At 65.9% G+C, this 13,258-nt stretch carries 17 protein-coding genes; 13 read left to right on the top strand and 4 right to left on the bottom strand.

Annotated features, from left to right (window positions below; translation table 11 throughout):
- The first annotated feature begins 74 nt into the window (after positions 1–74).
- Complete coding sequence (locus FVF75_RS04305; RefSeq protein WP_148376572.1) at positions 75–713, top strand: queuosine precursor transporter; 639 nt, start codon at positions 75–77, stop codon at positions 711–713.
- A 252-nt stretch (positions 714–965) separates the two neighbouring features.
- The gene (gene arfB / locus FVF75_RS04310) at positions 966–1,385 is read left to right on the top strand and encodes an alternative ribosome rescue aminoacyl-tRNA hydrolase ArfB (RefSeq protein ID WP_148376574.1); all 420 of its coding nucleotides are present in this window, start codon (positions 966–968) and stop codon (positions 1,383–1,385) included.
- A gap of 101 nt (positions 1,386–1,486) precedes the next feature.
- Here the strand turns inward: arfB and FVF75_RS04315 are convergent, their stop codons facing one another.
- The 3 genes from FVF75_RS04315 to FVF75_RS04325 form a co-directional block, all read right to left on the bottom strand.
- The gene (locus tag FVF75_RS04315; protein WP_148376576.1) at positions 1,487–1,933 is read right to left on the bottom strand and encodes a universal stress protein; all 447 of its coding nucleotides are present in this window, start codon (positions 1,931–1,933) and stop codon (positions 1,487–1,489) included.
- A 158-nt stretch (positions 1,934–2,091) separates the two neighbouring features.
- The gene (pncB, locus tag FVF75_RS04320; RefSeq protein ID WP_148376578.1) at positions 2,092–3,384 is read right to left on the bottom strand and encodes a nicotinate phosphoribosyltransferase; all 1,293 of its coding nucleotides are present in this window, start codon (positions 3,382–3,384) and stop codon (positions 2,092–2,094) included.
- A gap of 65 nt (positions 3,385–3,449) precedes the next feature.
- The gene (locus FVF75_RS04325) at positions 3,450–4,484 is read right to left on the bottom strand and encodes an NAD(P)/FAD-dependent oxidoreductase (RefSeq protein ID WP_187392975.1); all 1,035 of its coding nucleotides are present in this window, start codon (positions 4,482–4,484) and stop codon (positions 3,450–3,452) included.
- 28 nt (positions 4,485–4,512) lie between these two features.
- On the opposite strand from FVF75_RS04325, the gene mnmC2 reads away from it, so the two are divergent.
- Both mnmC2 and FVF75_RS04335 read left to right on the top strand, forming a co-directional pair.
- Positions 4,513–5,220, top strand: a complete 708-nt coding sequence (gene mnmC2 / locus FVF75_RS04330; protein ID WP_246137995.1) for a tRNA (5-methylaminomethyl-2-thiouridine)(34)-methyltransferase MnmC2 — start codon at positions 4,513–4,515, stop codon at positions 5,218–5,220.
- On the top strand, positions 5,217–6,101 hold the full coding sequence (locus tag FVF75_RS04335) for a DMT family transporter (protein WP_148376580.1): 885 nt from the start codon (positions 5,217–5,219) through the stop codon (positions 6,099–6,101). Before mnmC2 ends, FVF75_RS04335 begins: the two co-directional genes overlap by 4 nt.
- A gap of 18 nt (positions 6,102–6,119) precedes the next feature.
- On the opposite strand, the gene FVF75_RS04340 is transcribed toward FVF75_RS04335, so the two are convergent.
- Positions 6,120–8,090, bottom strand: coding sequence for a lytic transglycosylase domain-containing protein (locus FVF75_RS04340; protein WP_148376581.1), 1,971 nt, complete (start codon positions 8,088–8,090; stop codon positions 6,120–6,122).
- A 130-nt stretch (positions 8,091–8,220) separates the two neighbouring features.
- Between FVF75_RS04340 and dapA the strand changes: the two genes are divergently transcribed.
- The 9 genes from dapA to FVF75_RS04385 all read left to right on the top strand — a co-directional run bounded on the left by dapA (position 8,221) and on the right by FVF75_RS04385 (position 13,252).
- Positions 8,221–9,093 carry a 4-hydroxy-tetrahydrodipicolinate synthase gene (gene dapA / locus FVF75_RS04345; RefSeq protein WP_148376583.1) on the top strand — a complete coding sequence of 291 codons (873 nt, stop codon included), beginning with the start codon at positions 8,221–8,223 and terminating at the stop codon, positions 9,091–9,093.
- Between the two features lie 3 nt (positions 9,094–9,096).
- Complete coding sequence (locus FVF75_RS04350; RefSeq protein WP_148376585.1) at positions 9,097–9,579, top strand: TrmO family methyltransferase domain-containing protein; 483 nt, start codon at positions 9,097–9,099, stop codon at positions 9,577–9,579.
- A gap of 41 nt (positions 9,580–9,620) precedes the next feature.
- Entirely contained in the window at positions 9,621–10,097 is a 477-nt protein-coding gene (gene smpB, locus FVF75_RS04355; RefSeq protein ID WP_148376587.1) for an SsrA-binding protein SmpB, read from the top strand.
- 111 nt (positions 10,098–10,208) lie between these two features.
- Positions 10,209–10,409, top strand: coding sequence for a 50S ribosomal protein L35 (rpmI, locus tag FVF75_RS04360; protein WP_148376589.1), 201 nt, complete (start codon positions 10,209–10,211; stop codon positions 10,407–10,409).
- 12 nt (positions 10,410–10,421) lie between these two features.
- A complete protein-coding gene (gene rplT, locus FVF75_RS04365; RefSeq protein WP_148376591.1) occupies positions 10,422–10,784 on the top strand; it encodes a 50S ribosomal protein L20 in 363 nt (120 codons plus the stop codon).
- Between the two features lie 116 nt (positions 10,785–10,900).
- Complete coding sequence (pheS, locus tag FVF75_RS04370; protein WP_148376594.1) at positions 10,901–11,974, top strand: phenylalanine--tRNA ligase subunit alpha; 1,074 nt, start codon at positions 10,901–10,903, stop codon at positions 11,972–11,974.
- A gap of 40 nt (positions 11,975–12,014) precedes the next feature.
- A complete protein-coding gene (locus tag FVF75_RS04375; RefSeq protein WP_148376596.1) occupies positions 12,015–12,314 on the top strand; it encodes a hypothetical protein in 300 nt (99 codons plus the stop codon).
- Positions 12,315–12,466: 152 nt separating this feature from the next.
- Positions 12,467–12,889 (top strand): ASCH domain-containing protein, encoded by a 423-nt coding sequence (locus FVF75_RS04380; RefSeq protein ID WP_148376598.1) that lies wholly within the window; start codon positions 12,467–12,469, stop codon positions 12,887–12,889.
- 81 nt (positions 12,890–12,970) lie between these two features.
- Entirely contained in the window at positions 12,971–13,252 is a 282-nt protein-coding gene (locus FVF75_RS04385) for a YrhK family protein (protein WP_148376600.1), read from the top strand.
- The last annotated feature ends 6 nt before the right edge of the window (positions 13,253–13,258 follow it).

Raw genomic sequence — 13,258 nt, forward strand, 5'->3', positions numbered from 1 at the left:
CTCGGGGCGTAATTGCCGCCCGTCCCGCCCCGGCGGGGCCAAGTCTCCGCAACCTTGTCAAAACGGACCCGGACATGACCCGCATCCTTCCCGGCATCCTTGCCATGGCCGCCATCGTGGTGGCTTCGAACATCCTCGTTCAGTTCCTGTTCGGCCAATGGCTGACCTGGGGCGCCTTCACTTATCCCGTCGCCTTTCTCGTCACCGACGTGATGAACCGCATCCACGGCCCGGCAGCCGCGCGCCGGGTGGTGTTCGCAGGCTTCGTCGTCGGGGTGATCTGCTCGCTCATCGGCAGCCGCATCATGCTGGGCGCGCCGGGCGAGGAGTTCGCCGCCGTGCCGCTGCGCGTGGCGGTGGCCTCGGGCGTGGCGTTTCTGTCGGCGCAACTGATGGACGTGGCGGTGTTCGACCGGCTGCGCGCCGGGCGCTGGTGGAGGGCGCCGCTGGCCTCGACGCTGATCGGCTCGGCGCTGGACACGGCGCTGTTCTTCACCATCGCCTTTTCGGCCTCGATCACCCTGTTCGGCGCGCAGGCGGACAGCGCCATCAACTGGGCCTGGGAGGCGGTGCCGTTCCTGGGGCAGGGCGCCGCGCTGCCGCTCTGGGTCAGCCTCGGGTTTGCCGACTGGCTGGTCAAACTGACGCTCGCGGTGCTGGCACTTGTGCCCTTTCGGATTCTGGTGCGGAAACTTTCCCCACATTCTGCGTGAAAAGTTTTGACATACCCAAAATATGTGCCACGTTGACCCTGTAGCAACATTCAGAAAGGAGGTGTCCATGTCGAGAGAACATACGGAGCGAGGTGCCGGGACAAAGTAGGCGCGCCATGCCGGGGCAACCCCCGGCACGGATTGCGGGCTGATTTGGCGCAAGCCTAACCGGCCCCACCTCCAGACTTCTCGAAGGGCCGTCCAGACAGGGCGGCCCTTTTCGATTGCCGGGCCGGGGGTTAGATTGCCCGCATGATCCGCATCAACGACGACATCACCATCCAGGACTGGGAACTGTCCGAAAGCTTCACCCGCGCCTCCGGCCCCGGCGGGCAGAACGTCAACAAGGTGGCGACGGCGGTGGAACTGCGCTTCGAGGCGGCCCGCTCGCCGGCGCTGTCGGACGCGGTCAAGCGGCGGCTGAAACGCATCGCCGGGCGAAAATGGACGCAGGACGGCGCGCTCTTGCTGCGCGTCGAGGACACGCGCTCACAGGCCAGAAACCGCGAGATCGCCGAGGAGCGCCTGGCCGAGATGATCCGCGAGGCGCTGGTGGCGCCCAAGCGAAGGGTGCCGACGAAGCCCACGCTGGGCTCGAAACGGCGGCGGCTGGAGGGCAAGAAGGCGCGGGGGGAGGTGAAGGCGTTGCGGGGGAAGGTGGACCCGGAGTAGGGGCCGGGTTCACAGCTGTATTGGAGGTGGGCGAAAACCCACCAATGTTCGCTGTTCACGGGCCTTCAAACGGCTTACCCGCAGGCCACCCCCGACACCCCCTACCGAATGACCAGCACCGGAATCGTCGTCTTGACCAGCACCTCGGATGTCTGGCTTCCCAGCAGCATTTTCTGCACGCCGCGCCGGCCGTGCGAGGACATCACGATCAGGTCGCAGTCATTGTATTTGGCGAACCGCACGATGGCCTCGGCGGGCGCATTGTCGATCTCGTGGTTCAGGTTTACCTTGACGCCGTGCTCGGCTGCGCTTTTCTCGATCTGCGCGAAGCGTTCGCTCATCTTGTTGGCGATCTGCTGGTCATAGCGGGTCGCGGGATTGTCGATGCCGGCCTGCTGGGCGGCACGGGCCGCATCGGCGCTCAGGGGTTCGGACACCGTCAGAACCGTGACTTTCGCACCGATCAGCTTGGCGAGGGCCAGGCCCTGGTCGAGGCCTTTCTGGGCAAGTTCAGAGCCATCGGTTGCAACCAGGATGTGTTTATACATTTCAATCTCCGTTGACGTGACCCCGATCTTTCAATGCGGGCATTTGAAGGGCACCCCTGTCTGCCACGGGTCGCGCGGGCGTCCAAGGTCGCAAGTCGCCGCAGCCTGACCCGTTTCGCGCGGCTTGGCCAGCCCCGAGTTCGGCGCGTCTGGGTATCCTAGACCACGACCTCCTGCGCCGCCTGCTCGCCCACGCCGAACACCCGCTTGTAGCGCGCGATCTCGTCCTTCGGTCCCATCGCCTTTCTCGGGTTGTCCGACAGCTTCACCGTGGGCCGCCCCTCGGCCGAGACCGCCTTGCAGACCAGCGAGAACGGCGCGAGGCGGTCGCCTTCGGTGAGGCCGCGAAAGTCGTTGGTCAGAAGCGTGCCCCAGCCGAAGCTTGGCCGCACCCGTCCGACAAAAGCCTTGTGCAACTCGACGATCTTGCCCACGTCCAGCCCGTCCGAGAAGATCACCATCTTCTGGCGCGGGTCTTCGCCGCGCGCTTGCCACCAGTCAATGGCGATCTCGGCACCCTCGGCCGGGTCGCCGGAGTCGACGCGGATGCCGGTCCAGCCCGCCAGCCAGTCGGGCGCGTTGTCGAGAAAGCCGCGCGTGCCGAAGGTGTCGGGCAGGATGATGCGCAGGTTGCCCTCGTGCTCTTCGTGCCAGTCGGCCAGCACATCGTAAGGCGCGCGGGCAAGTGCGGCGTCATCCTCGGCCAGGGCGGCATAGACCATCGGCAGTTCATGCGCATTGGTGCCGATCGCTTCAACGTCGCGGTTCTTGGCGATCAGGCAGTTCGAGGTGCCGACAAAGCTGTCGCCCAGCCCCTCGACCATCGCCTGCACGCACCAGTCCTGCCACAGGAAACTGTGCCGCCTGCGCGTGCCGAAATCGGCCAGCTTGAGCCCGTCAAGGTCGCGCAGCGTCTCGATCTTTTCCCACAGCTTCGTCATGGCCCGGGCATAGAGCACCTCGAGCTCGAACTTCGCCATGCCGCGCAAGACCGCCCGCCCGCGCAACTCCATCAGTACGGCAAGCGCCGGGATCTCCCACATCATCACCTCGGGCCATTTGCCCTCGAAGGTCAGTTCATACTGATCGCCGACGCGTTCGAGGTGATAGGGCGGCAGGCGCAGTTGCTCGAACCACTCCATGAAGTCGGGGCGGAACATCTGGCGCTTGCCGTAGAAGGTATTGCCGCGCAGCCAGGTCGACTCGCCGCGCCACAGCGTGAGCGTGCGGATATGGTCGAGCTGTTCGCGCAACTCGCCCTCGTCCACCAGGTCGGCCAGCGGAATCGAGGTCGTGCGGTTGATCAGGCTGAACGTGACCTGCGTGTCGCGGTGGTTGCGATAGACCGACTGGCACATCAGGAGCTTGTAGAAATCGGTGTCGATCAGCGACCGCACGATCGGGTCGATCTTCCAGTTGTGGTTGTAGACGCGTGTGGCGATGTCGACCATGCTGGGCTCCGGTTCCTGTCCGGGTGGACTGGATCACAGCGGGGCGGGGGATGGCAAGGTGCGGGCTACAGATTGGCCTCGATGCGAAAGCCCGGCGGGATGCGGTCGTTGTCGTCCAGCACGAGATCGGCCATCGCCAGCCCGACGCCGGGCGCCATGCCGATGCCGATCTTGAAGCCGCCATTGGCGATGAAATGCCCCGGCCGCCCGGGCCACGGCCCCAGCATCGGCGCCAAACTGCGCGCGCGCGGGCGCAGCCCGGCCCAGCGTTCGATCACCGGCGCATCGGCGAGGGCGGGCAGCAACGCGCGGGCGCGGGCGAGGACATCGTCAAGCTGGTGGTCACAGTTGTCGGGCGCGTCGAAGTCACGTTCGGAGGTCGAGCCGATGGCGGTGGTGCCGTCCTCGTGCGGGATGATCAGCACGCCGCCCGCGAAGATCTGCGGGCGGTCGGCGGCGTCCAACGCGACCAGCGCCGCCTGACCCTTGATGGGCCCGCCGACCTCCTTGCCGAAATGCGCCGACAGATCGGCCAGCCCCGCAGCACCCGTGGCCCAGACGACCTTGCCCGCGTCGGGGGCGTCGTCCGTCACCTCGCCGCCCAGCGCCCGGATCGCGGCGACCAGCGCGGCGACGGCGCGGCGCGGCGCGATGCGTGCGGTCAGCGTGTCGTGGATGAGGTATCCGGTGGGCGAGACCGGCGCCCAGTCGCCTGTCGCCTCGATCACCTGCCAGTCGAACCGGCCCTGCCAAAGCTCTTGCGCCGTCTGGGTCCGCGCCCTGGCGAAATCGAGCGCGCGTTGGTCCGCGATCGGCTGCAGACGGCCAGAGCGAAGATAGCCGGGCGAGACGCCGCCGGTCGCCTCGACCTGGCGCCAGAAGTCCTCGCCCAGCGCGAGGCTGTCGAACTGAAACGCCTTCTTGTCGTTCCAGTTCTCCGGCACATGCGGCGACAGCGCGCCGGCCAGCCCGCCCGACGCGCCCGCGCCCGGACCATTGGGGTCGACCACGCGGACTTTTGCGCCTTTCACGGCGGCGCAATAGGCCACCGCCAGCCCGAACACCCCCGCGCCGCGCACCGTCACGTCCACCATTGCCAAGCCCTTCCGCCTTGCCCATTGTCGCGCCATGCAGCGGGTTCTAGGGGATGACATGGCCGAAGGCCAGCGGCCGGAAATCGAGTGGCGGGACGGCGGCGTGCCGGTCGCCACGCGGTTCGACGACCCCTATTTCAGCCTTGGCGACGGGCTGGCGGAAACCCGGCATGTTTTCCTTGCGGGCAATGACCTGCCGGGGCGGTTCCGGCCAGGATTTCACATCGCGGAACTGGGGTTTGGAACCGGGCTGAACATGCTGGCCGCACTGATTGCCTGGCGCGGGGCGGATGTGGGCGGCGCGCTGCGCTACACCAGTTTCGAGGCGTTTCCGATGGCGCCGGGCGACGTCGCGACGGCGCTCGATGCCTTTCCCGAGGCGCGGGCGGTGGCGGAGCCATTTCTTGAGGCCTGGGCGCGCGGCGACAGGCGCTTTGCCATCGACGGCATCGAGGTCGAGGTGATCCTGGGCGATGCGCGCGCCACCCTGCCGGGTTGGGGTGGACAGGCCGACGCCTGGTTCCTCGACGGGTTCTCGCCCGCGAAAAACCCGGAATTGTGGGGGGCGGAATTGATGGCCGAGGTCGCCCGCCACACCGCGCCGGGCGGCAGTGCGGCCACCTATACGGCGGCGGGCTTCGTGCGGCGGGGGCTGGCGGCGGCGGGCTTTGCGGTCGAGCGTCGGCCCGGCTTCGGACGCAAGCGGCACATGACGGTCGCCCGGCTGGAGCATTCGGGGTGAGCCAGCAGAACACCCGCCTTGGCGTCACGCTGATGATCGCGGCCTCGTTCGTGTTCGCGGCACAGGACGGGCTGTCGCGGCATCTTGCCACTGAATACAACGTCTTCATGGTGGTGATGATCCGCTACTGGTTCTTCGCCGCTTTCGTCGTGGCGGTGGCCGCGCGCAAGGCCGGCGGCGTGCGCGCGGCGGCGGCGACCAGCCAGCCCTTGATCCAGGCGATCCGCGCGCTTTTACTGATCGTCGAGGTTTGCGTGATGGTGATTGCCTTCGTGGTGCTCGGCCTGATCGAAAGCCACGCGGTCTTTACCTCTTACCCGCTGGTAATCGCGGCGCTGTCCGGTCCGCTGCTGGGCGAAAAGGTCGGGCCGTGGCGCTGGGCGGCGATCGGGGTCGGGTTCATCGGCGTGCTGGTGATCCTGCAGCCGGGAATGGGGGTGTTTTCGCCCGCCGCGCTGATCCCGCTGACCTCGGCGGTGCTGTTCGCGCTCTACGGCCTGCTCACCCGCTACGCGGCGCAGCGCGACAGTGCCGCGACCTCGTTTTTCTGGACCGGCACGGTCGGGGCGGTCGGGATGACCGTGGTGGGGGTGTGGTTCTGGGAGCCGATGACAGGGCCGGACTGGGTCTGGATGGGGGTGCTCTGCGTTTCGGGGGCGACCGGGCATTACCTGCTGATCCGCTGCTACGACGTTGCCGAAGCCTCGGCGGTGCAGCCCTTCGCCTACCTGCAACTGGTGTTCGCCACGGTGATCGCGATGGCGGTGTTCGGCGAGACGCTTGAGGCGAACGTCGCCATTGGTGTCGTGATCGTAGTCGGCGCGGGCCTGTTCACGCTCTACCGCGAGCGGATCGCGCGGCGGTTGCCTGGGGCGGGTTGAGGCCCCGGGCCGTGCGCCTCAGCGCTGCTTGAGTTCGGCCAGGAAGTTGATCGCCTCGGTCTCGCCGGTCAGCCGGGCGCGGTAGACCGGCAGGCTTTCGGTCACGCGCATCACGTAGTTGCGGGTCTCGGTAAAGGGGATGTGCTCGATCCAGTCGACGATATCGGTGCCGGGGCTGCGCGGATCGCCCATCCGCTCGGACCACGATCGCGCGCGGCTTGGTCCGGCGTTGTAGGCCACCGCGATCAGCACCGGGTTACGCCCGAACTGCTCGATCAGGTAGGCGAGGTATTCCGACCCGAGCCGCGTGTTATAGCCCATGTCCGAGGTCAGCCGCGCCTGCTCGTAGGGCACATCAACACGCTTGGCCATGTCCTTGGCAGTGCCGGGCATGAGTTGCATCAACCCCATCGCGCCGGCGCCAGAGACCACCTTGGGGTCGAACTCGCTTTCGCGCCGCGAGATCGCCATTTCCAGCGCGCGCGGCACGGTGCGGTTGCCGCGTCCGATCTCGGGGGTTGGAAAGTAGGGGCGGTGAAACAACTCGCCGTGATAGATCAGCGCGTATTTCGACAACATCAACTGGATATGCGGTGCCTCCGCCGTCTCGGCCCAGGCGGCCAACTGGCCGACTCCGGTGCGGTCGAGGCGCTCGGACAGGTGCACGGTGAAACGCTCGGTCAGGTAGGTCTCGCCTGCCGCCCATGACAGACGGGCCGCCTCCATGATGTCGGAGGTCCAGAACGGGGCGGTGGTGTGGTTGGGAAAGATGTCGCTCGTGCCTGTCAGGCGGGCGTCCATCGCCAGGCCGGCCTTCTCGGCGGCGAGCAGCCCGTAGAAGCTGGTCTGGTGCTGGCCGCCCCTCGCATAGGCGGCGCGGGCCTCTTCGGTGCGCCCCAGCGCCTCGAGCGCGCGGCCTTCCCAGTATCCGGCGCGGCCCAGGCTGATCGGGGTTTCGACCCCGCCCTTGAAGCTGTGGAAATGGCGCAGTGCGGTTTCGGCATCGTCGAGCTTGCGCAGCGCGATATAGCCCGCCAGCCATTCGAGGTCGTTGCGCTCGTCGCCGTCTTCGATCCTGTGCTCAGAGGCCAGGCGATAGGCGGTGCGCGCCTTGTCTTCGCGCATTGCCCAGCGCGCCAGAACGCCGCGCCAGTTGGCCCAGGCCGCCGGGTCGCCCAGCGCCGCCGCCGAGGTCGACCGCTCCAGCAGCAACTCGATCGCGTCGTCATTGCGGCCCTTGCGCGCGCGCCACAAAAACCGCTCATAGGCCAGCCCCGGGTCGTTGGCGAGCGAGGACGGAACCGCCTCGATCAGCCCATCGACACCGGGCTTGTCGTCGCGCAGCGCGATGCGGGCGCGGGCGAGTTTCTGATGGGCGTCGTCAACGAGGGCGAGCATCTTTTCGGCCTGCTCGGTCAGCCCGCGCCACAAGAGCATGTCAAGGCGGGCGACGTGATGCGCGGCGGTGGTCTTGGGCCAGTCGGTGCGAAAGCCCTGATATTCCTCGTCGTCGAGCGACAGGGACGTCCAGGCCCGGATCGCCTCGGCCATCGCGGCATCCTTGGCGCCGGTTTCCCACAGCGCCTTGGCAAAGCGCAGCGAACCGGCACCGGTCTGCGGTTTCTCGTGCAGGAAGAAGTCGAGCACGGCGGCATGCGACGCCTCTTCGGGGATGGTCGCCTCGGAGCGTTTGCGCAGCAGCGACAGACCGGGCCAGTCGGGGCGGCGGGCCAGGAACGCCCGGGCTTCGGCGAATGTGCCCTGGCCGGCGCGCAGCCGGTTCCACTGAACGATGTCCTGCGCCACCGACCCGGTCGGACCGGCGGCGACAAGGGCCGCATCCCAGTCGCCGCTTCGCATCAGCTCAAGCCCGCGCACGAGCGCGGAAACGCTGGCGGCGTCCTGTCCGGCGGCGGGCAGGAGGGTGAGGAAAAACAACAGGATCGGGGCCAGCGCAGCGCGCATCCGGCGGGACAATATCGCAACCATGGCGCATAACTAGCGCGGTCGTCCGGCGCGACAACACACATTCTTGGCATTTCCGGGGAACGCGGCTAGTTTCCGCCGCGTTCGCCCCGGCGCCGACTCGGGCCGGACAATGCACAACAAGGAGCGTGTCATGTTCAAAGGATCGATTCCTGCCCTGGTCACGCCGTTCAAGAACGGCGCAGTGGACATCGACACGCTCAAACGCCTGGTCGACTGGCATGTCGAGCAAGGCTCGCACGGGTTGGTGCCGGTCGGCACCACCGGCGAAAGCCCGACGCTCAGCCACGAGGAACACGAAACCGTGGTGGCCGAGGTGGTCAAGGCCGCAGACGGCCGCATCCCGGTGATCGCCGGGGCCGGCTCGAACAACACCGACGAAGCGATCCGGTTCATGGAGCACGCCAAGGCGGTGGGCGCGGACGGGGCACTGGTGGTGACGCCCTACTACAACAAGCCGACCCAGCGCGGCCTGATCGCCCATTACACCGCGCTGGCCGGGATCGGCCTGCCGATCGTCATCTACAACATCCCCGGCCGGTCGGCGATCGACATGCTGCCCGACACGATGGGTGAACTGGCCAAGCTCGACATGATCGTCGGCGTCAAGGACGCGACCGGCGACCTGGCGCGGGTGGCCTGGCAGCGGATCACCTGCGGCGAGGATTTCATCCAGATCTCGGGCGAGGACGCGACCGCGGTGGGCTTCAACGCGATGGGCGGGCGCGGCTGCATTTCGGTGACGGCGAACGTTGCCCCAAAGCTGTGTTCGGAAATGCAGCAGGCGACGCTCGATGGCGACTATGAGACCGCGCTGATCCTGTCGGACAAGCTGATGCCGCTGCACAAGGCGATCTTCATCGAGCCGGGGCTGGTCGGCGTCAAATACGCGATGTCGCGGATCGGTCTGGTCGACCCCGAGGTGCGGATGCCGATGATGCCGGCGCTTGACACAACCAAGGCGGTGATCGACGACGCGATGCGCCATGCCGGGCTGTTGAACTAGGCGATGGGCGACCGGCCCGAAATCCGCGCGGGCGAAGTGGCGCTGGGGCATGATCCCGGCGACACCCCGGATGCCGGGATCACCTTCATCGGTCGTATCCGCTCGCCCTGGTCGCGCGGCGATTGCCCCAAGAATATCGGTCGGGCGCGGGAAACCGGGCAGGGTGCGCGGATCGAGCTTGCGCCCGAATACGCCCAGGCGCTGACCGGGTTGTCGGTGGGCCAGCCGATCCTGTTGCAATACTGGATGGACCGCGCCCGCCGCGACCTGGTGATGCAGGCGCCGCGCCATGCCGAGGGTCCGCGCGGCACCTTCGCGCTGCGCTCGCCCAACCGGCCCAACCCGGTGTCGGTCTCGACCGTGGTGATCACCGCGCTCGACCCCGAGGCCGCCACCATCGACATCGACGCCATAGACTGTTTCGACCACACGCCGGTGGTCGATATCAAGCCGTGGCTGGAAACCGTGGACGCGCCGCCGGCATAGGCCTTTCGCAGGCAACGCCGATCGCCTATATCCGCTGAACCATGGCCAAGAAAGACCAGAACCCCAACTACAAGGTGATCGCCGAGAACCGGCGGGCACGGCATGACTATGCCATCGAGGAAGACCTCGAATGCGGCATCATGCTGGAAGGGTCCGAGGTGAAAAGTCTGCGCCAGGGCGGCGCCAACGTGGCCGAAAGCTACGCCTCGGTCGAGAACGGCGAACTGTGGCTGGTGAATGCCTACATCGCGCCCTATGAGCAGGCCAAGACCTGGGGGCATGACGAACGCCGGCGGCGCAAGCTTCTGGTGTCGAAGAAAGAACTGTCGCGGCTGTGGAACGCGACCCAGCGCAAGGGCATGACGCTGGTGCCGCTGGTGCTCTACTTCAACCACAAGGGCATCGCCAAGCTCAAGATCGGTATCGCCAAGGGCAAGAAGACCCAGGACAAGCGCGCCGACCAGGCCAAGCAGGACTGGAACCGGCAGAAGGCGCGATTGCTCAAGGAACGTGGCTAGAATCCCCTTGCCAGCCTGCCGCAACCCGCCTATACGGCCCATTCGAACCGCGTGGCCGGCCCAAGTGGCATGCCGAGTCGCGCATGAACGGAACCCTCGAAGGAGACCGAAATGCCCAAAATGAAGACAAAATCGAGCTGCAAGAAGCGGTTCTCGATGACGGCCTCGGGCCGCATCAAGGCGGGCCAGGCCGGCAAGCGTCACGGCATGATCAAACGCACCAACAAGTTCATCCGCCAGGCGCGCGGAACCACGCTGTTGTCGAAGGCTGATGAGAAGATCATCAAGCCGATGATGCCGTATTCGCGCTAAGGAGAACCTGATATGTCCCGCGTCAAAGGTGGACCCTCGTCCCACGCCCGCCACAAGAAGGTGATCAAGGCCGCGAAAGGCTATTACGGCCGTCGCTCCAACGCCTTCCGCACCGCGACCCAGGCCGTCGACAAGGCCAATCAATACGCCACGCGCGACCGCAAGAACCGCAAGCGCAATTTCCGCGCGTTGTGGATTCAGCGGATCAACGCCGCCGTGCGCGCGATTGATGCCGACCTGACCTATTCGCGTTTCATCAACGGCCTGAACAGCGCCGGGATCGAGGTGGACCGCAAGGTTCTGGCCGATCTCGCCGTGCACGAGCCCGACGCGTTTGGCGCCATCGTCGACAAGGCGAAGGCCGCGCTCGCGTAACTCCCGACCATCGGGAAGAATTCAGGGAAGCCGCGGACCTTTACGGGTCGCGCGGCTTCTTGCGTTTCGGGGCCCTGCTGGGTAGCAGAAGACGACGAAAACCAAGGGGGTCCGGCATGGACGATCTGAGGCAGAAATACATCGACGCGATCGCGGGCGCGGGCGACGAGGCCACGCTTGAGGATATCCGCGTCGCCGCCGTGGGCAAGAAGGGCGAGGTGGCCTTGAAAATGCGCGAACTGGGCAAGATGACGCCCGAGGAGCGGCAGGTTCAGGGACCGAAGCTCAATGCCCTGAAGGACGAGATCAACGCGGCGCTGGCGGCGAAGAAGGCCGCGCTGGGCGACGCGGCGCTGGATGAGCGGCTGAAAACCGAATGGCTCGACGTGACGCTGCCGGGACGGGCGCGCCGGCAAGGCACGATTCACCCGGTCAGCCAGGTCACCGAGGAAGTCACCACGATCTTTGCCGACATGGGCTTTTCCGTCGCAGAAGGGCCGCAGATCGAAAGCGACTGGTATAATTTCGACGCGCTGAACATCCCGCCCGACCACCCGACGCGAACCGAGATGGACACGTTCTACATGTCCACCCCCGAGGGCGACGACCGCCCGCCGCATGTGCTGCGCACCCACACCAGCCCGGTGCAGATCCGGGCGATGGAAAAGCTGGGCGCGCCGATCCGGGTGATCGCGCCGGGCCGGGTCTACCGCGCCGATTACGACCAGACCCACACGCCGATGTTCCATCAGGTCGAGGGTCTGGCGCTGGGCCGCGACATCTCGATGGCGAACCTCAAGTGGACGCTCGAGGAATTCTGCCGCGCGTTTTTCGAGGTCGACGAGGTCGAACTTCGGTTCCGCGCCTCGCACTTCCCGTTCACCGAACCGTCGGCCGAGGTCGACCTTCGCTGTTCGTGGGAAGACGGTAAACTGCATGTCGGCGAGGGTGACGACTGGATGGAAATCCTCGGCTCCGGCATGGTGCACCCCAAGGTGCTGTCCTCGGCGGGGGTCGATCCGAGCAAATGGCAGGGCTTCGCCTTCGGCATCGGCATCGACCGGCTGGCAATGCTGAAATACGGCATCCCGGACCTGCGGGCGTTCTTCGATTCAGACCTGCGCTGGCTGAGGCACTACGGCTTCTCGGCGCTGGACGTGCCGACGATGCGGGGTGGGTTGAGCAGGTGATGGTTATTTTGGCTCGAGCCAAAAATCTGGGAGAATAATGATGTTCATAGTTCTTACTGTTGCTCTCCCAGGCGTGCTGGCAGCTTGGCTAGTCTTCCGAAAGCGCAACTCTTGGCCGTTGACGCTGCTTGCCATCTTCGTCGGGATTATCGCGAGCTATTTGGTCGTCTACATCATGGGGAACTATGTGCAGGCAACCTCGATCAAAGAACTCGAACATGTCGTCGGAGAAGCCGCCGCCCAAGAAATCACAAACGCCATCTACGGTCGCGCTCTGATTATCGCAGTGGGCTTGATTGCTATCACAGCGATCGCCACCAAACTCAGGGGCAAAAAATGAATTTCACACTCCCCAGTTGGACCACCACCGCAACGTGAACCCGTAGGGCGGGCTTTAGCCCGCCGCCCCGGTGCATGGTGGGCTGAAGCCCACCCTACACGATTGAAAGACTACCTCGCCAACTCGGCAACTACACACTGGAACCGCCCCAAATGACCGACGACATGGAAGACCTGCAAGTCACCTACCCCGGCGCCGGGACGTTCATGTTTGGCGACTCTGCCGAGCTTTCGGCCAGGCTGATCGCCCTCGTGCGCGCTGGCAAGAAACGCGCGACCTGCGGTGCGCTTTCCGAGTTCGAGGGCGAGCCCGAGGCGATGCCCAAACTCGGGCGCACCGACATTGCCGCCAACTGGGACGGCACCCCGGCGCTGGTGATCCGCACCACGCGGCTCGACAAGGTCCGGTTTTGCGATGTGACCGAAGACATGGCGCGGGCCGAGGGCGAGAATGACACGCTCGAAGGCTGGCGCGCGGGCCATCAGGCGTATTTCGCGCGAAACGGCGGCTTCGACCCCGAGATGGTGTTGCTGTTCGAACATTTCGAACTGGTTGAGGATCTGGCAGACCGATAACCGGTAAGGAGGGGTTCACCCCGCCGCCCCGCTACATTGTGAGTTGAAACCCACCCTGCGTAACGACGAACGGAGACCGCCATGCCCCTTTTCCAACATGAAAACCGGCAAGCCTCCGAGGCCGCCAAGGCGCTCTATGCGCGTTATGAGATCGTCTATACCGCGGTCGATTTCATTGCCGCCTTCGCGTTCCTCGTCGGCTCTGTCCTGTTCTTCGACGAAAACACCAAGACCGCGGCGACCTGGCTGTTCGTCATCGGCTCGGTGTTCTTTGCGCTGAAACCCACCATCCGGCTCGTGCGTGAAATCAAACTCTACCGCATGGGCAAGATCGACACCCTCGCCGCCCGCATGGGCGACTGACCGGAG

Origin of the sequence: Maritimibacter fusiformis (assembly GCF_008086115.1) — a bacterium.
Lineage (GTDB): Bacteria > Pseudomonadota > Alphaproteobacteria > Rhodobacterales > Rhodobacteraceae > Muriiphilus > Muriiphilus fusiformis.